The 17,123-nt window shown below is 60.5% G+C and carries 18 protein-coding genes; 16 read left to right on the forward strand and 2 right to left on the reverse strand.

What is annotated here, in order from left to right; translation table 11 throughout:
* The first annotated feature begins 5 nt into the window (after nucleotides 1-5).
* The 15 genes from GTP69_RS10955 to GTP69_RS11025 all read left to right on the forward strand — a co-directional run bounded on the left by GTP69_RS10955 (nucleotide 6) and on the right by GTP69_RS11025 (nucleotide 13,769).
* Nucleotides 6-1,787, forward strand: a complete 1,782-nt coding sequence (locus GTP69_RS10955; protein ID WP_161054935.1) for a CHASE2 domain-containing protein — start codon at nucleotides 6-8, stop codon at nucleotides 1,785-1,787.
* Entirely contained in the window at nucleotides 1,780-2,556 is a 777-nt protein-coding gene (locus tag GTP69_RS10960) for a hypothetical protein (protein WP_161054936.1), read from the forward strand. Before GTP69_RS10955 ends, GTP69_RS10960 begins: the two co-directional genes overlap by 8 nt.
* A 67-nt stretch (nucleotides 2,557-2,623) precedes the next feature.
* Complete coding sequence (locus tag GTP69_RS10965) at nucleotides 2,624-5,185, forward strand: CHAT domain-containing protein (RefSeq protein ID WP_161054937.1); 2,562 nt, start codon at nucleotides 2,624-2,626, stop codon at nucleotides 5,183-5,185.
* A 27-nt stretch (nucleotides 5,186-5,212) separates the two neighbouring features.
* Nucleotides 5,213-5,833, forward strand: coding sequence for a Crp/Fnr family transcriptional regulator (locus GTP69_RS10970; RefSeq protein ID WP_161054938.1), 621 nt, complete (start codon nucleotides 5,213-5,215; stop codon nucleotides 5,831-5,833).
* A gap of 89 nt (nucleotides 5,834-5,922) precedes the next feature.
* Complete coding sequence (locus GTP69_RS10975; RefSeq protein ID WP_161054939.1) at nucleotides 5,923-6,465, forward strand: hypothetical protein; 543 nt, start codon at nucleotides 5,923-5,925, stop codon at nucleotides 6,463-6,465.
* Complete coding sequence (locus tag GTP69_RS10980) at nucleotides 6,462-7,007, forward strand: hypothetical protein (protein WP_161054940.1); 546 nt, start codon at nucleotides 6,462-6,464, stop codon at nucleotides 7,005-7,007. Before GTP69_RS10975 ends, GTP69_RS10980 begins: the two co-directional genes overlap by 4 nt.
* A 100-nt stretch (nucleotides 7,008-7,107) precedes the next feature.
* Nucleotides 7,108-8,064 (forward strand): M48 family metalloprotease, encoded by a 957-nt coding sequence (locus tag GTP69_RS10985; RefSeq protein ID WP_161054941.1) that lies wholly within the window; start codon nucleotides 7,108-7,110, stop codon nucleotides 8,062-8,064.
* Between the two features lie 36 nt (nucleotides 8,065-8,100).
* On the forward strand, nucleotides 8,101-8,910 hold the full coding sequence (locus GTP69_RS10990) for a hypothetical protein (RefSeq protein WP_161054942.1): 810 nt from the start codon (nucleotides 8,101-8,103) through the stop codon (nucleotides 8,908-8,910).
* A gap of 62 nt (nucleotides 8,911-8,972) precedes the next feature.
* Nucleotides 8,973-9,536, forward strand: a complete 564-nt coding sequence (locus GTP69_RS10995; RefSeq protein ID WP_161054943.1) for an HAD domain-containing protein — start codon at nucleotides 8,973-8,975, stop codon at nucleotides 9,534-9,536.
* A gap of 359 nt (nucleotides 9,537-9,895) precedes the next feature.
* Complete coding sequence (locus GTP69_RS11000) at nucleotides 9,896-10,717, forward strand: hypothetical protein (protein WP_161054944.1); 822 nt, start codon at nucleotides 9,896-9,898, stop codon at nucleotides 10,715-10,717.
* A 12-nt stretch (nucleotides 10,718-10,729) separates the two neighbouring features.
* Nucleotides 10,730-11,368: a hypothetical protein gene (locus tag GTP69_RS11005; protein WP_161054945.1), complete on the forward strand. Its 639-nt coding sequence runs from the start codon at nucleotides 10,730-10,732 to the stop codon at nucleotides 11,366-11,368.
* Nucleotides 11,369-11,391: 23 nt separating this feature from the next.
* A complete protein-coding gene (locus GTP69_RS11010; protein ID WP_161054946.1) occupies nucleotides 11,392-11,748 on the forward strand; it encodes a hypothetical protein in 357 nt (118 codons plus the stop codon).
* 52 nt (nucleotides 11,749-11,800) lie between these two features.
* A complete protein-coding gene (locus GTP69_RS11015; protein ID WP_161054947.1) occupies nucleotides 11,801-12,397 on the forward strand; it encodes a tetratricopeptide repeat protein in 597 nt (198 codons plus the stop codon).
* Between the two features lie 205 nt (nucleotides 12,398-12,602).
* A complete protein-coding gene (locus tag GTP69_RS11020; RefSeq protein ID WP_161054948.1) occupies nucleotides 12,603-12,806 on the forward strand; it encodes a hypothetical protein in 204 nt (67 codons plus the stop codon).
* Nucleotides 12,807-12,884: 78 nt separating this feature from the next.
* Nucleotides 12,885-13,769, forward strand: a complete 885-nt coding sequence (locus tag GTP69_RS11025; protein ID WP_161054949.1) for a dienelactone hydrolase family protein — start codon at nucleotides 12,885-12,887, stop codon at nucleotides 13,767-13,769.
* Nucleotides 13,770-13,807: 38 nt separating this feature from the next.
* On the opposite strand, the gene GTP69_RS11030 is transcribed toward GTP69_RS11025, so the two are convergent.
* Entirely contained in the window at nucleotides 13,808-14,803 is a 996-nt protein-coding gene (locus GTP69_RS11030) for an alpha/beta fold hydrolase (protein WP_161054950.1), read from the reverse strand.
* A gap of 254 nt (nucleotides 14,804-15,057) precedes the next feature.
* Between GTP69_RS11030 and GTP69_RS11035 the strand changes: the two genes are divergently transcribed.
* Nucleotides 15,058-16,017, forward strand: a complete 960-nt coding sequence (locus GTP69_RS11035; protein WP_229260907.1) for a TniQ family protein — start codon at nucleotides 15,058-15,060, stop codon at nucleotides 16,015-16,017.
* A 9-nt stretch (nucleotides 16,018-16,026) separates the two neighbouring features.
* Here the strand turns inward: GTP69_RS11035 and GTP69_RS11040 are convergent, their stop codons facing one another.
* Nucleotides 16,027-17,112 (reverse strand): TniQ family protein, encoded by a 1,086-nt coding sequence (locus GTP69_RS11040; RefSeq protein WP_161054952.1) that lies wholly within the window; start codon nucleotides 17,110-17,112, stop codon nucleotides 16,027-16,029.
* Nucleotides 17,113-17,123: the final 11 nt, after the last annotated feature.

Consider the following 17,123-nt stretch of genomic DNA (forward strand, 5'->3'; position numbering starts at 1 on the left):
CGGGCGTGAAACATTGCTTGCAGGCGTTGGCGATCGCGCTGGCCTGTCATGCGCTGAGCCTGAGCGCGCCGGCGATCAAGGCCGAGCAAGCATGCACCGATCTGGCTTTTCGCTGGCTGCGCGTACTCGCCCCGGCACCGGCCACCGATCCGCAAACCGTGGCCATCGTCGGACTGGACGAGGCTTCGATCCATGCCAGCGGCAAACCGCTGGCGTTGATGCTGGACGAATTTGCAGACTTGCTGGATGGCCTCGGCAGCGGCCAGGCGCGGGCAGTCGGCATCGACTTGGTGTTCCCGCAGCAATCCTATGAGCTGTTGCAGCCCGGGGCCAGCCGGCGCCTGGCGCTGGCCATCGCGCGCCTGCACAGCCAGATGCCTTTGGCGCTAGGTGTGGCCGGCATGCAAACGGCCGTGGCCGGCGATGCTGCCAGCCTGTACGCCGCAGTCGCTGGCGACGACGGCCTGGCCTCGCTTCAGGTGCCGCTCGACAGCGATGGCCGTCTGCGCCGCATCGCCGCCCCCCCCGCCATGACGGCCGCCGGGCTCGCGCCGCTCTCGCTTCATCTGGCGCGGCAACTAGGGCTGCCGCCGCGCCCCGGCATAGTCGACTACTCCATCGGCAAGCCCTACACCTATGTGCCGCTGCACCGGGTCACGGCCCTTGCCCGGGCCAATGCCAGCGCCGAACTACAACGCCTGTTCGCCGGCAAAGTCGTACTGGTGGGCGCGGTGCTGCCGGATGTCGACCGCCAATACCTGCCGCTCAATCTGGCGCAATGGGAATACGGCGGCAGCAGCGCCGGCGTGGTGTTCCAGGCACAGGCCGTGCGCAGCCTGCTGGCGCGGCGCATGATCACGCCGCTGCCCTGGCTGGCCGCTGCAGCGGCGCTGGCGGCGTCGCTGCTATGCTGGTCCCTGCGTCGGCAACCGATACTGCTGACGGCAACCGCCGCCGCCGTTGCCCTGATGGCCGGCGTCGCCAGCATCGTCTTGCTGGCGCAGGGATGGCAGGTGGCGCCGCTTTCGGTGTGGCTGGTGGCGGCAATATGCACGACCGCCGCGTGGTGGCGCGCGTTTCGCCATCACCGCAACGAGCAACAGCGCGTCAAATCCATCTTTGCCGGCTACGTCAGCCCGGCCATTCTCGACACCATCCTCAGCGGCGCGCTGAGCAACGGACCGCAAAGCCAGCGCGCGCCGCTGGCGTTCCTGTTCGCCGACATCCGCGGCTTTACCGCTTTCTGCGCTGAGCGCACGCCGGAACAGGTGATTGCCTTCCTCAACCGTTACTACGCGGCGGTCACCGTACCGCTACACCAACATGGCGGCACTATCGACAAGTTTAGCGGCGACGGCGTCATGGTGTTCTTCGGCGCGCCGCTGCCAAGCGCCAATCCGTGTCGCGATGCGCTGCGGGCCGCCATCGGCATGCTGGACGCGCTGGCGCAGCTGAACCGCGAACTGGCGGCGGAAGGCATGGCGCCGGTCCGCGTCGGCATCGGCATCGCCCACGGCGATGCCGTGCTGGGCAATGTCGGCTCGGCGCAGCGCCACGACTACACCGCCACCGGCGCCGCCACCACGCTGGCCGCGCATATCCAGCAGCACAGCAAGGAGGTCGCGCAGGACTTGCTGGTCGAGCGCGGCAGCTTTGAACAGGCCGGCCTGGCGCCGCAGCTGGCAACCCGATTTTCCTTCATCCCCGTCACCCTGAAAAAACATGGACACCTTGAATTGGCGGCATACTCTTCGCCGGCTGGGCTGGTTATGCCTGAGCATGCATAGCGCACACGCATTGGCTGCGGCGGATGTACTGGTGACGTCGCTGCGCGGCGACGCCCGCGTCGGCAACGCCGCTGTCAAACAGCTCGATCAGCTGCCGTATCAACAGCGTATCGAGCTGGCCGATGGCGCGCAGCTGGTGCTGGTCGACCTGCGCAGCGCGCAGCAGTATGTGGTGCGCGGGCCGGGCCAGTATGTGCTTGAACCCGACGGTGTGCAGCCGCGCGCCGGCGCCGCCGTGCAACGCAAGCAGTTGCCGGCCGCCTATCGCGGCATCGGTCTGGATGAGGGCAAGACCACCCATGCCGGTGCGACCTTGCGCGCCGCCGACCCGGCCGACAGCAGCGACTGGCCGGCCTTCGCCGCCGACCAGCAGGAAGAACGCATCGCCACCCGCAACGCCAGGCTGCGCTGGCCGGCACAGCCGCACAAAGGCGGGTGGCAGTTGCGCATCAACGAACTGGATGGCACGCCGGTGTACCAGACGACCGTCACGCCAAATCAGGCGCTATTGCCGGACACGGTCGCGCTGGCGCCCGAACACGACTATCGGCGCGTGCTGGAGTGGCGCGCTCCTGGCGGCATGGTGCAATCGAGTTCGGTGGTGCTGCGGACCTTGTCCGACGCGCAGACCCGGCAACTCGACGCGCTGGCGCCGGTCGCCGACACGTCGCCGCCAGAGCGCCTGCTGTATGCATTGTGGCTACGCTCGCTGGGCGTGCGCAGTCTGGCGCAAGACCATGCCTGCCTGCTCCATGAAGAAAACTGCTGACCCCGATATGACACGAATTCACCGCCCCCTCCCGCATGTCGCGGCCTGCGCCATGCTAACGCTAGGCATGCTGGCATCTGCACCGGCTCACGCCCAGCTCGAATGGATGCAAAAAGCCGCCGGCAAGGCTGCCGGCGCTTTTAATCCCCGCGTTACTAAGCTTGAAGAGTACGCGAAACTGATGTCGATGCACGATTATCCCGGCGCGGCAGCGATCGCCGAAGCGCTGGTGAAAGACGACCTGACGGCGCGCGACTCGCTGCTGAATGTCCTGAACCGCAACAACAGCAATCTGCAGCAATCGGCCGGGATGGCGGCACAGGCGCAGGCTGGCGCCAAAAACTATGCGCGCGCGATCGAGCTACTGCAGATCCAGTTGGACGCCGTGCCGGAACTCGCCCGACGCGTTGCGCCGGCCGGCCTGCTGCAGCCCAAACTGGAGCTGGCGCGCCTGTATGGCCTGATCCAGCAACCGGAACCCGCCAGCGCCATTTACCGGGAGCTACTGGCTTCGCCGTCGATGATCGCCGGCATCGAGAATGACATCCACAGCCGCTATGGCCAACTCGCGCTGGAGCAGCGCGACTGGGCCACCGCCGAACAGCAGCTGTTGCTGGCGATCGACGGCGGAACGGCGGCTGGCACGGGACCGCAGGGAATGCTGGCGGGGCTGGCGGGCGTGTTCGGAGCGACGCGGGAGATGGCGGTTGCGCTGAACGATACGCTCAGCATCAGCGACGCCAGCGGCCAGGTGGTGATGGACACCAGCGAGCCGGTGATCGCCAAAGAGATGCTGGAGCAGCACGATCCATTGCTCGGCCTGGCCGAACTCTATTGGCGTACCGGCCGCAGCAAGGATGTGGCCGACCTCTATCAGCGCCGCTTCCGCAAGCATGTGGAAGCGGCGCTGACGCGCATACCCGCTGCGCTGCGCCAGGCCGGCAGTGCCAACCGCAAGCTGGAACTGGAATATGCGCGGATGGCAACCTTGCTGGCGGCCAGCGGACGCGATGACCTGGCGACCGAGGCACTCAATCAAGCCCTGCAACTGAATGCCGATCGGTTGCAAGCCATGCAGAAAAACACGATGCCGGAAGCGCTGGGCGCCAGCATGCGCGTCCGCCGCGAATTGCTCGCTCTTGCGCTGTCGCTGCAGCTGAGGCAGCCGCTCCCTGCCGGCAAAGACATGGCCGAGGTGATCGGCTTGCTCCTGCAAAGCAAATCCCTGCACAGCGAACTACTGGCTGAACGCGTGCAGGCGGTCGCGCTGTCGCCAGACGCCGACGTACACCGTTTGTGGGAGCGCTTGAATGAGCTGCAGGACCACCAGCCCGGAGCGGTCAAGGAGCGTGGCGAACTCAGTGTAAAGCTGCTGGCACGGATCGGGCCACAGCTGCGCATCGCCGAGCTGGGACAGGGCGCCGATTTCATCACGGCACTGAGGCGGCAGTTGCAAACAGCCGGCCTATGGTCGGTGTCGGCCTATACGCCATTCGACTTTACCCGCCAGGAATTTTCCTCGCCCCGCTACCTCGGGGTGCTAATCGGCGCCAAAGACCTCAAGTTCGCCGACCTGGGCGAGGTGACCGAGATCGACCGCCAGGTCACCGTGCTGCGCGCCGACCTGAGCGCCCCGCCGACGCCCGGCGCGCGTCCACCCATCCCGGCCGCCGCGCGCCAGCTGTACCAGCAACTGCTGCAACCGCTGTTCGGCAAGCAGCTGCCGGCGGGCGCGTATCTGGCCGTCCTCGATGGCGCGCTGGGCCTGCTGCCGGTGGAAGCCCTGGCGGACGCCAATGGACACTACCTGATCGACAGCACCGAATGGCGCTACCTGAGCTCGGCCCGCGTGCTGCTGCGCGAGCGTGCCGCTGGCAGCCACGATGGCCGCGCGTTGGTCATGGCCAGTCCCGGCTTCGACACCGCGCTGCCAGCGGCCGGCGCCGCGCGCACCGCGCTGGCGCCGGCCCTGCGCTCGATGCGTTTTGCCGCCTTGCCGGAAACGCTGGACGAGGGCCGCGCGGTAGCCACTGCGCTGAGCCGCAACGGTACTGTGGTCGAACTGCTCAGCGGCGAACAGGCCACCGCCGAGCGGCTGCAGGCCAGCCACGGCCCGCGCTATCTGCATATCGCCAGCCACGGCTTTTTCCTGGAAGAGGCCGGGACAGAACTGGTCAATGGCAAGGGGCGCGATGGCCAGGCCTATACCCAGGCCACCTTCAACAGCGGCACCAGCAGCGGTATTGCGCTGGCGGGCGCCAATCGGGGCGTCGGCGGCGACGGCCACGGCGAAGGATTGCTGCTGACCGCGCAGCTGCGCCAACTGGATCTGCACGGCACCGAGCTGGCGGTGTTGTCGGCCTGCGAAACCGGCGTCGGCTCGCCGCGCATCGGCGAGAGCATCGAAAGCCTGCGCCAGGCGCTGGAAGTGGCCGGCGCACAGAGCACCGTCACCTCGTTGTGGCGTGTGGCCAGCGTCGAGACGCGCGATACCATGGCCGCCTTTTACGACAATCTGGGCAAGGGGCGCGGCAAGGCGGCAGCGTTGCGCCAGGCCAAGCTGAGCATCAAGAACAAACAGGCGCATCCCTTTTACTGGGCGCCCTTTATTATCACCGGCGCGGACTGAGGCCCGCCATTTTTTAGGGACAGAACCATGACGGACACCATCTCGGACGCGCTGCGTGCCTTGGCTGACGGCGGCGTGCGGCGCCACTACGCGCGGCGCACGCGCTTCATCAGCGAGGGCGACGACGGCAACGCCATCTACATCATCCTATCGGGCCAGGTAAAGGTATTCACGTCGGACCTGGATGGCAAGGAATTCCTGTTCGGCAGCTACGGCCCCGGCACCATTCTCGGTGAGATGGCACTGGACGGCCAGCCTCGCAGCGCTTCGGTCACGGCGCTGACCGCAGTGCAATGCGCGGTGGTGCCGGTCGAGGTGCTGCGCCAGCGCGTGACCGAGGATCCGGCCTTCGCGCTGGAGCTGATCCGCACGCTGATCCAGCGCAGCCGCAATACCACCACCTACACGCGCCGACTGGCGCTGGACAGCGCCTACCAGCGCCTGGTGGCGTTGTTAAACGAACTGGCGGTACCGCATGACGGCGTGCGGGTGATTCCCGAGCCGCTGAGCCAGCAGGCCATCGGCGAGCGCATCGGCACCTCCCGCGACATGGTGTCCAAGCTGTTCAAGGAACTCGTCAAAGGTGAATACCTGCGCCATGAGAACAAGCAGATTACCTTGCTGAGGACGCTACCGGCCAAGTGGTGACCATGCACGGTTTTCCTGTCGAGTTTTCGACCACATGATGGCGCGCCATGCGGCACCATAACGAAACTCAGCAACCACCAAGGAACGCCGTGATACTCCCCAACTACTTCCCCGCCCAACGGGCCGCAGCCCTGAGCAAGGTTGCCGCCGTTGACGCCATGACGCAAGCCGTCACCCACTTCCGCGAGGCGGCCTTCGAGGCCGTCTGCGGCGACATCCTGGCCGCGTTTGCCGGCTTGCCGGCACTCACGGAAGTCAGGGTGCGCTATGGCGCCGTCACCCTCGAAGCGTTTGGACTGAACGAGGAGCCGGCGGGCGAGCCCGAGGAGCGTGGCGACATCTCGCTGAAGATCACGCTGGCGCCCAGTCTCGCCATGACCGGCGCCAGCGTGGCGGAATGGGACGCCAGCCCGGCGGCCTTCTTCGCGCGCTATTTCCCGCTGCGCAAAATGGGACTCGGGACATGGCACATCCGCCGCGACGACGCCGAGGTGCGTGACTTCCTGGCATGGTGCGAACGCGACGATACTGACTACCCGGCCTACCGTCACTGCCTGCTGCCGCTGATGCTGAAGGCGCAACTGAGCTTTGGCTACTTCTTCCTGCATCACGACTGCCAGGTACAGGGATGATGCCCTACCCGCTGCTGTGGGACGTCCGGGTGAACACCTATCGGCAATTCATGCAGGAGCTCGAAGGCAAGCCTGAGGCCGCCCGACTGCAGCTGCGGGAAACCGCGTTTGAACTGCCATGCCGATTGATGCTGGACGGCTTTTGCCAGCAAGCGCATCTTCAGCGCATCCGGCTGTCGCTGGCCGTCACCGGCATCGACCTGGATGCCGGCGAACACGGCTCAGGACGCGACCTGGTCGTCCAACTGCGCCATCGCGTCAGTGTGGCCATCAGCGGCATGGCCGAGCCAGACTGGCTCAACGACCTGCGCACGCTGCTGCAGCGCCATCTGCCGCTGCCGCTGCTGGGCGCGGGCAGTTATACGCTGGATCGCGACCATCCGGCCATCCGCCAGGTACTGGCGGAGCGCAGGACCGAGACCCTCGACGCGGCGGTGTACGAAAGGACTATCGGCCGTCTCGCGCAAGAAGCCAATGACCGTTTTGGGGTACTGCACAAGCACATCGGCACCAGCGCCGACCTGGCCCCTGTCGAAAATTAGACAAGGGCGGCGTCGAAAGCTCGCGTGTCTCCAGCGGCGGATTTTTTCACAATAGAGCCCATGAGTTGACGCACTCCGCGTCATCGAAAAGGAGCCCGAAATGATGATCCGCCGCCTCGCCATCGCCCTGCTGACCCTTGCCATTCTGAGCGGCTGCGCCAGCTCCGGCGGCCTGAACCGCCAAGCCGTCGTTTCCGAAGTCAAACTGAACCAGGCGCGCGCCATGGTCAACAGTCAGCGCCAATACAACCAGCTGGTGTACCAGCTGTCGGCCGGCGCCTGCGCCGACGGCGATCCGCAATACCGCGCGCCGTTCTCGCTGCTGTTCAATAACAAGGCGATCAAGGACCAGGAACTGCGCGGGGCACTGTACGCAGTGCTGGGGGCGGAAGACCAGCCGGTGCTGCAGGCGCACACCGCCGCCATGCGCCCGTACGACGGCGCGCAAGTGGTCTCCATCAACGGCAAGCAGATCACCGAGCAGTTCCAGGCCCTGCGCGCCGAAGTGGCGGCGGTCAACGACAACACGCCCATCCATCTGGTGCTGGCCGACGGCCGCGCGGTCGACACCCTGCCGCTCAACGCCTGCCGCAGCATCATCTTGAGCGACAGCACCAGCACTATCAAAGAGGCCATGTTCACCAGCAGCCCGATCGAGCTGACGCCGATCTCGTGGAGCCAGCTGGCCGCCAACCAAGACGAACAAGCCTTCATCCTGGCGCGCTCGGTGTACTTCACCAGCGGCGAAGGCAGCGGCAAACTGCATACCGCGCTCTTCGCCGGCGCCGCCGTCAACGGCGTCCTGAAAGGCCTGACGTTCGGCCTGAGCGGCATTATCGGCGACGCCAAGGTGGGCGCCGTGCGTGCCCGCCGCAACGCCAACCAGAGCGAGGCCGACATCTTCGCCGTGCGCCTGATGAAAGACGCCGGCTACAACCCGCATGCCGCCATCGACTTCGCCCGCCGTTCGCAAAGTGAAGGCGACGCCTGGCCGGCCGACTGCAACGAACTCAAATTCGACGCCGCCCGCATCAGCAAGCTGCAACAAGTGCTGTAACACATCACCGCCTACCGACACTGAAAGGAATCCCCCATGCCATCGACCCGCACCCGCCTGATCCACATCACCCTGCTGCCCCTGTCCATCGCCACGCTCTCGCTGAGCGGCTGCGGCGGCGCGCTCGACAAGCTCGCCGGCGAGCCATCGCTGCCGGCCTCCGCCGACGCCACCCAATACAAACCACTCATGGAATACTGCGGCATCGATGCGCCGACGCCGGGCATCGACTGGAGCTGGAGCCATCCATACCACAGCACCAACGGCAATCTCAGCTACAACAGCAACGCCCTCATCTCCGCCGATGGCAACACCAACGTCGCCAACGGCAGCATCGACCTGAGCGTCACGCTCACCGACTATCGCGGCGCCAGCGGTCAGTATGTCAACAGCGGCAGCGCCGATCCCGCCATGAACATGGGCGTGCGGCTGCTGCCGCTGTTCGGCCGCCAGTCGGTGGCCTGCGTCTCACCGGTATCCCGCTTCCAGGCCAAGCCGCCGGTCTACACCGGCGTGCCGGTCGACCCACGCACCCAGCTCCCCGACCTGGTGTGGAGCAGCTACTGGAACCACAACAGCGTGCCGGTGGCGCAAGCCGGCGGTTACGCAGTGGATGCCTTTGAGCTGACCGCCAACTTCACGCCCAATAGCGCCAGCGTGTTCTTCACCCTGCCGAAAAGCCGGTTTAGCAGCGTGCAGAACATGCCGGTCTGCTACCTGGCGCCGCGCGGCACGCAGTGGAATTGCAACCCGCCGACCATCACCGATAGCGGCGCGTACTGGACGCTGTCGCTCAACGATGCGCGGCCGGGCGTCTACATGCTGCAATCGTTCATCAACAACTGATGGCCCGGCATCGATGGCGGACTGAAACACCACGTCACGCTACGCACAACAAGGAGAACAATGTGTCGAACCAACGCAACCATATGGCAGTCCCGCTGGTATTCCTCGAACTGGAGCAGGTACTGGTCACGGAACAGATCAATTTCCTGCACTGGATACCGTCGCTGTACCGGCTGCGCATCGGCGTGCATGGCGGTCCGATGCGCGAACTGTGGGCCACGCTGGCGCCGGCGGCCATGCGCAACAGCTTGCGCCGGCTGCACGATGAGGTGGAGCCGCGCTACGTCATCACCAGCCGCCTCGCAAGCCGCCTGACCAAGGACCAGATGATGGACCTTCTGCACCGCGCCGGACTGCCTTTTGTCGCCAACAACCTGCACACCATGTGGCGCACGGACGGCGGACGCCTGACTCATCGGGGACGGGAAATCGCCGACTGGTTCGGCAAGCCACGCAGTACCGCTGCAGCGTTTGTGATACTCGACAACACTGCCGCAGCGGAGGCGCTGGGCGAGTCACGGTTTGCCCTGCACACCGTCCTCTGCGGTGATGGCCAGGGACTCACTGCAGCCGCCACGGCGCGGGCGCTGGAGATCCTGCGCTGGCAGCAGCGCGCGGCAGCCTGAGTAGCACAACCAACTGCCGCCGCCAGGCGGCCATCGCGACGCTCACACTATCGCGCCATCGGGTGCGATGCAAGATAGGTTCGCGTAGGCAGAAAGCAAATTAAATTTCTCAAATGCAATCATTTATTGTAATATTGAAAAATAGCAACTTGGTAGCTTTCCTGACACTGAATGATTTTCAGCCTGCCGTACCCGCTCGACTTTGCCGGCGCATTCCGCGACGACCTCCGCTGGCACCCTCCAGCGTTGTCGAATATTCGACATCCCGCTGTCTCGCTTTCCGCTGCCAGCGCCCGCGCTGATTCTTTACCATACGTCTTGTTCCATCTCTGATTCTTTCCTACGAAAGCATAATAACCATGCATCCATACCCACGTCGCCGCATCCTGCGGCAAATCTCTTCATTGTTGTTGTGCCTGGCGGCAGGTGCCGCCGGTGGCGCCCACGCCTCGATACTCAGTACCGATGTCGAGAAAACGCCGGTCGACGCCGCGCCGCTGACGATTATCGTGCCCGGCGATCCGGGCATCGTAAGGAGCACTGCTCACGGCTTGATCCGTGACCTCGGTGTGCAGGATCGTTGGACACGCGCGACGCGCAATGGCTTCGAGATGTCCTATTCGATCTTGAACGAACAAAACAACGGGCGTGACTTCGTGGTCCATGCTCGCGTCAGCAATGGCACTACCGGTTCTGGCGTGAAATATACGGTGCGTTACCAGCTGACCGACAGCAAGGACGGCGGCTATTCGGTGCAATTAACGCCACTGGACCGCGGCACGTATCAGCAAGGCCTGATCGGCAAATACGCGGTGCCAGATTTCACCGACGCCGATCTGCGCAATCACCTGCTCGACAATGGTTTGGCTTACAAGTTCGAAGTCAACTCCAGCTACCCGACCGAGTCGGTCAACGGTAACTTTATGCGTTTGGCCAGTCCAGTCAATATGCGCGCCGGTGAAGCCGATGAGGTGTCGGGCAAGATCTTCAAGAATCGTTTTGCCATTCCATTCGGCGATAAAAAGATCTATTTCACCATTGAGATTTTCCCTTACCGCAATGGTTCAAAAATCGTGGCCTATGCCCGGGTACCGGCGCTGGAGACATCGCCAGGCGTCGCTGATTACACCATCCTGCTGGCAAACGCCAAACGTCAATTGGAAGCCATCGCACAAGACTGACGGAACATAAAAATGAAAAAGATTCTAGAAAATGTTAATACTCCGCTTTACGCAGGCATTCTCGCTCCAGTTCTACTGGCTTTGGGAACGTGGGAGCCCCTTGTAAAATCGTCTCTTGGGGAAGCGTATGGCGTAGCCGGTGGCTCTAGTACCGCCATTTATATTTACGCCATCACCATAGCACTTTTAGTTGCCAACATATTCTCCGATAAAATACGGAAGGATATCGCAAACCGCTTGCAGATTGTTGCAATGATCGTTGTAACGGGATGTCTTATATTTGGCCTTCAGGTAACAATCGAAGGTATGCAATGGTTCAATGTACAGACTGCTTTCAATGTTCCTGGAATAGAGGGGGCAAATTTGGACGCATTTTGGGCTACGCTTTCCAACTTCGGCGTGGGAGAAACGTCCATGGGCAGTTTGCGCAGTCTCTATGAAACCTGGGGGCCTATGGTGGCGCAAAATGATATTCCGGTTTACCAAAATACAATCAATAGCCTGAATCCAGCGCAGTTAAAAAGCCTGCTCGCCGCCGGCGAAATCAGCTATTTTGTTATTCCGGCAGGAATTTTATTTTATCTAGCCAGTTTCATTTCGCAAATTTTTGTATTACTCTCCATATCAAAAAATAAAAATAAATTTTCTTAACTATATCAATCAAAGTTTAAAATATGAAAAAATTATACGCTGCCATTTTATGTTTCATCGTGCTGGCTGGATGCAACAAACAGGAAGCCTCCAAATCAGTCAATCCACCGTTGACAGAAATCATGCTGACGACGCTTCCGGAAGTAGCGGGCTATCACACGGAGAAGACGTTTGGAATTGTCTGTGCCTGGAATGATTATGACGGTAATGGTGCGTTCTCAATCGAAGGAATGTTTCAATTACTTAGAGACAGTGCAAAAAAATCAGGAGCCAATGCCGTAGTGAATATTCATATTACGGGCAACAGCTATGATGCTCAAGGAAGTAAATGGGTAATCGCCCACACGATGACTTGTGGTGATTCAGTTGTTGTGAAATAGTTATTTCATCAGTACCTAAAAATTTTCTAACCCGACGCTGCGTGGAATAGCAATGAAACGAATACTAGGTATCGCAATGGCTGCATGGTTGAGCACTGGCACCGTTTGGGCCGATCCAGTTGAGGAAGGTAATGCTGCCTTTCTTCGCGGCGACTACGATAAGGGCATAGCCTTGGTTTTACCACTTGCCACTAAGGGTGATGCCAGCGCGCAATCCTATTTGGGCTGGATGTATCGAAGCCTGCCGGGTAACCGGCGGGACGAAATGCAAGCATACAAGTGGCTCCGTCTGGCCGCCGCGCAGGGAGATGCTCCAGCCCAATTCAACCTCGGGGTGATGTACTACTTCGGGTATGGCGTGACGCAGGATTATGCGCAGGCAGTCAGGTTGTTTACTTTGTCGGCGGAACAGGGCTATGCAGACCCCCAATTCAATCTAGGCATGGCTTACTTGAATGGCCAAGGGGTGAAGCAGGATGATGTAACCGCCCATATGTGGTTCAATCTTGCTGCTGCAATGGGTATCGAACGGGCAAGAAATAATCGCGATCTCTTAAGCAAACGAATGACCGCAGATCAGATTGCGGAAGCACAAAAGATGGCGCATGAGTGTCAAGAGAGGCATTTTAAAGAATGTCGGCGTTCTTAAGCGCAGCATCAGCTCCGGCCAAGCCAGTGTGGCTGGAGCAGCTTAGCTATCACAGGTGCGTTTCCAATTGACAGTATCCATCAGCGCCTGTCATAAAATTGATATACTTACATCTCTTCATTGGTCACTGCGCCTCAATATCGCGCAGCTGGCCTGCCGTCAAGTTCTCACCTAACCCCGTGAGCAATTCCTCAAGGTGAGAACTATGCAATCTCGTACCAATCAACGGTTTTCCGAGGCTGTCGAGCAGGCGGTCGTCATCGATGCGCTGAGTGGCGCGGCTACGGCCTGGGCGTTTCTGGAGGCGCATGATATGCCGAGGGAGACCATCCTGCGCGTGCTGTCTACCGCCTCCGTCCGCCGCCGCGGCGATACACCCACCGCCACCACCATCGAAAAATGCCGCTAGCCGGCTGCTGCACCGCGCGGCCGGAAACGAGTCTGTAAGCTACACTGGTCTCACTTTATTATTAAATGGAGCCGAGACATGACCCGCAAGACCGCCGCCGATTTTGATCCGGAAGTCCTCAAGCTGTTCGACCAGTACGTACACGGCGGCATCAGCCGCCGTGGTTTCCTGTCGTCCGCCACCCGTTATGCGGTGGGCGGCACGACGGCGGCCGGTCTGCTGGCCACGCTGAGCCCGAGCTTTGCGGCGCCGCTGGTCACGCCGGACGACAAGCGCATCACCGCCCGCTATGTCGAGCTGCCTTCGCCGCAGGGCAATGGCAAGGTGCGTGGTTATCTGGTGTCGCCTGCCGGCGCCAAGGGCAAGCTGCCGACAGTGCTGGTGGTGCACGAGAACCGCGGCCTGAATCCGCACATCGAAGACATCGCGCGCCGCCTGGCGCTGGACGGGTTTATCGCCTTTGCGCCGGACGCGCTGTCCCCGCTGGGCGGCTATCCGGGCGACGAGGACAAGGCGCGCGATTTGTTCGGCAAGCTGGACCAGCCGAAGACGCGTGCCGATTTCGTCGCCGCCGCGCGTTGGCTGCAACAGCAGCCGGAGGGCAACGGCAAGCTGGGCGTGGTGGGCTTCTGCTACGGCGGCGGCATCGCCAACTATCTGGCGACACAGCTGCCGGATCTGCTGGCGGCCGTGCCGTTCTACGGCGCCCAGCCGAAGGCGGAAGATGCGGCGCGCATCAAGGCCCATCTGCTGATCCACGATGCCGGCAAGGACGAACGCATCCGCGCCGGCTGGCCAGCCTACGAAAAAGCCTTGAAGGAAGCCGGCGTGCACTACGAGTACCACGTCTATCCCGGCGTTGAGCACGGCTTCAACAACGACACCACGCCACGCTACGACGAGGCCGCCGCCAAGCTGGCCTGGCAGCGCACGGTCGACTTCTTGCGCGCCCGCCTGGCATAAAAACTCCCCGCGTTGTTCGCGGGGGTTTTTACTTACGATTACGATTTGGCGAAGGCCAGGAAGTCGTTGTTGAACTTCTCTTTGTGCGTGTCGGTCAAACCGTGTGGCGCGCCTGGGTAGGTGATCAGCTTGGCGTGTTTCACGATCTTGGCCGAAGCGATGCCGGCGGCTTTGATCGGCACGATCTGGTCGTCTTCACCGTGGATGATCAGCGTCGGCTTGTCGAACTTTTTCAGGTCTTCGCGGAAGTCGGTTTCCGAGAAGGCTTTGATCGAATCGTAGGTGTTCTTGAAGCCGCCTTGCATACCCTGTGCATACCAGGCCTGGATGATGCCTTGCGACGGTTTGGCGCCAGGACGGTTGTAGTTGTAGAACGGGCCGGACGCCAGGTCCAGGTACAGCTGGCCGCGATCCTTGATCGAGGCGGCGCGGATGCCGTCAAACACTTCCAGCGGCGTGCCGTCCGGATTGTCGGCGGTTTTCAGCATCAGCGGCGGCACCGCCGAGATCAGGCCCAGCTTGGCGATGCGTTTGGTGCCGTGACGGCCGACATACCGCGCCACTTCGCCGCCGCCGGTCGAAAAGCCGGCCAGGATGATGTTGTTCAGGTTCAGCGCTTCGATCACTTGCGCCAGGTCGTCGGCGTAGTGGTCCATGTCGTTGCCGTCCCAAGGCTGGCTGGAACGGCCGTGGCCGCGGCGGTCATGGGTAATCACGCGGAAACCGTTATTGGCCAGGAAGAACGCTGCCGACTCCCAGCTGTCCGCATTCAGCGGCCAGCCGTGGCTCAGCACGACTGGCTGGCCGTTGCGTGGGCCCCAGTCTTTGTAATAGATCTCGACGCCGTCGCGGGTGGTGATGGTGCTGGCGGTTTTGCTCACAGGACCTTTGCCCGCTGCGACTGGAGCGGCTTCTGCACTACCGCCGGCCATCGCGGCCAGCGGCACGGCAACAGCGGCTACTGCGGCGCCTGCGCCACTGAACATTGCGGAACGACGGGACAGGCTAACTTGGTCTTGGGTATTGTTGCTCATGATAGGCTCCATTTATTTAGGTAACTATTAAGTAGTGAACTATTATTTTCAGTCTTGCCGGGCTGTACTGCGCTGCCCATGTGCTTAATATATATCGCGAACTATTCAATAGCAAGCTATTTTTAAAAATAAAAAAAGCCGGGGATGGTCCCCGGCTTTTCTATTCCTTTGAAAAATAGTTAAGAACTCCGAAAAATAGTTGAGAACTGCGAAAAATAGTTGAGAACCGTTGTTACGGGAAAGTGAATGTGAAAATGGCAACCAAATTACCTCCTATGCCTGGCCTCCTCTTAGATTGGTTTCCAGGGGAAAGCCTTTACAGCCTTATCGCTCGTGAGCATTCGATTAGCGGCCGTAAGAAGGCTGTGGCAACCATCAACCATTTTTTTGGCATGGCGAAGGAACGAGGACTGAAGGACGGAAGAACAGAGATGGACTGTTTGATGGAACGAACAGAAGGCGCGTTGGGCCCCATAGATAAAATACTCAAAGAGCGTACGATTTTGCGCTATTACCGCCCATTTCTAAGGCAGCGTGAGAGGCGTCTCGTACATCCTGGAAAATTCGGTGGCGTGGATATGTTGAAGTTTCCTTTGGGGCTGCATACCGGTAGATACTTGATGCTGTATCCGCTTAAGGGATGCCGTGCTTGTGTAGAGGAAGACCGGACGACGACTGGAATGCCATATTGGCGGTTGGAACATCAGTACCCAGGCGTATGGGTCTGCCTTAAACATGATCAACCGCTTTTTCGCACGACCGCTTTGCCGGCGGCATCCGACAGATTTCATCTAGTGACACCTAACGTGGCAGATCTTTCGGAAATGCCGGGACACTTGCGAGACCCCGGAAGATTCCAGAAGTTTCGTTGCCTAGCTGAGTTCGTCGTATCCATCACAACTCAGTTTGAGGCTGGCTTGGACCCGATGGAAGATATTCGTAAGCGCTTTTATACGTTCGCAGACAGCTCTGGTTTGGTAACAGGTACGAGTAAGCTGCGCGGATATCATCACTCCAAGGTGGGAGCAATATCCAGGCGCTTCGAGCATTTCATGCCGACGTTCAACGATGCGCCGGAATTCGGAGCGATGTTCCCGACCCTACACATTGCACATAACTACGTGTCGCGCTATCTCAACGCAGAGAGTCGGCTCTACCCTAATGAGCACCTGTTCCTCGCTGCTTGGGTGGAATTTGAGCGTATCGGCGCATAAGTAAATAGCCTACTTCAGCTGACTACTTTTGAACGGATTCGCTTGGCGACGAACCAGAGTTGACGGCCAAACGAAAGGATTTGGGAATAGCTGCCTTCGATCGCCGATGGCTGTGACCAGATCCATAAGCTTTTCCAATGCCCCAGGTAGGATACACGCTGCTAACATGTAAGCGGATGCAGGCACATTTCGCGGCGAGCGACGCAGCGTTTCATCAATAAGTTGCAGCAGTTTTTTTCCTCCTTTCGAGTATGGACCTGGAACTATGGTATTCAACCATGTTGCCGGGAAGGCTCGGACAACCTCCTCGCCAATTTTGTGTCGCAGTCCGATGTCGTCGTACATGTTGTATCCGTGTTCATCCGCTATCGGTCGAAATGTCTTCCATATCAAGTTTTTTGAGGTACTTCTTGACGTTCCCAAAAGAACTGCGGATAAAGCCAAAAAATTTTGTACATTAGGGTTGGCTGCAGCTTTGAGTAAGCTAGGCGTGTAGCACAAACTGCGTGACGCAAGTGCTGCGGGCGAGTGGATTAAAGACCCCATCGTACTCACATAACGTAGAGCTAAATTGTGCTTGGGGCACATGTACATTCCCGGAAGCTGGTGCAAGCGTCGCCAGTAGGCCATCCCGTACTTTGCTAAGTCGGTTTCGATGCAAAATGTGCAGAAACGGGATTCGATGCCCGTGGTCTTGAGATTGAAAAGTAAGGTTATCTCGTGCCGTGAAATTAATTCGCCGTGGACCAATCCAAGCTCATTGCTTACGATGCCCTGTCGGTATGGAAGAAAGGTGTGTTCTCTAACGAATTCGATAATTGGCTTCTCTGTGTACATCGCCAACGCTGTCAACGAGCTTGCCGACGCCGAAGGAATTGGCAGCGAATCGTGGAATGCTTTTGAACTCAAAAAATCTTTAATTTCGTTTGCGCTGAGACCATTGCAGCGGGCGATTCTACCGAGGTAGGAGGTGTAAATTTCGTCGGGAAAAGCGGTTGGAAAAAGCAAGATATGGTCCAAAGGATAGGTTTCGACTGGCGCGCACAACGGCTGAGAGAACGTCTTGGAGCCAGCCACTGCCGTTGCAAAGCACATTGCAGGATCCG

Origin of the sequence: Duganella levis (assembly GCF_009857605.1) — a bacterium.
GTDB classification, from domain to species: Bacteria; Pseudomonadota; Gammaproteobacteria; order Burkholderiales; family Burkholderiaceae_D; genus Rugamonas; species Rugamonas levis.

Coding starts and splice junctions, on each gene's coding strand:
- GTP69_RS10960 (WP_161054936.1), top strand. CDS start 1,780: ATGCATAGCGCACACGCATTGGCTGCGGCGGATGTACTGGTGACGTCG.
- GTP69_RS10965 (WP_161054937.1), top strand. CDS start 2,624: ATGCTGGCATCTGCACCGGCTCACGCCCAGCTCGAATGGATGCAAAAA.
- GTP69_RS10970 (WP_161054938.1), top strand. CDS start 5,213: ATGACGGACACCATCTCGGACGCGCTGCGTGCCTTGGCTGACGGCGGC.
- GTP69_RS10980 (WP_161054940.1), top strand. CDS start 6,462: ATGATGCCCTACCCGCTGCTGTGGGACGTCCGGGTGAACACCTATCGG.
- GTP69_RS10985 (WP_161054941.1), top strand. CDS start 7,108: ATGATGATCCGCCGCCTCGCCATCGCCCTGCTGACCCTTGCCATTCTG.
- GTP69_RS10990 (WP_161054942.1), top strand. CDS start 8,101: ATGCCATCGACCCGCACCCGCCTGATCCACATCACCCTGCTGCCCCTG.
- GTP69_RS11000 (WP_161054944.1), top strand. CDS start 9,896: ATGCATCCATACCCACGTCGCCGCATCCTGCGGCAAATCTCTTCATTG.
- GTP69_RS11005 (WP_161054945.1), top strand. CDS start 10,730: ATGAAAAAGATTCTAGAAAATGTTAATACTCCGCTTTACGCAGGCATT.
- GTP69_RS11010 (WP_161054946.1), top strand. CDS start 11,392: ATGAAAAAATTATACGCTGCCATTTTATGTTTCATCGTGCTGGCTGGA.
- GTP69_RS11015 (WP_161054947.1), top strand. CDS start 11,801: ATGAAACGAATACTAGGTATCGCAATGGCTGCATGGTTGAGCACTGGC.
- GTP69_RS11020 (WP_161054948.1), top strand. CDS start 12,603: ATGCAATCTCGTACCAATCAACGGTTTTCCGAGGCTGTCGAGCAGGCG.
- GTP69_RS11025 (WP_161054949.1), top strand. CDS start 12,885: ATGACCCGCAAGACCGCCGCCGATTTTGATCCGGAAGTCCTCAAGCTG.
- GTP69_RS11030 (WP_161054950.1), bottom strand. CDS start 14,803: ATGAGCAACAATACCCAAGACCAAGTTAGCCTGTCCCGTCGTTCCGCA.
- GTP69_RS11035 (WP_229260907.1), top strand. CDS start 15,058: ATGGCAACCAAATTACCTCCTATGCCTGGCCTCCTCTTAGATTGGTTT.
- GTP69_RS11040 (WP_161054952.1), bottom strand. CDS start 17,112: ATGTGCTTTGCAACGGCAGTGGCTGGCTCCAAGACGTTCTCTCAGCCG.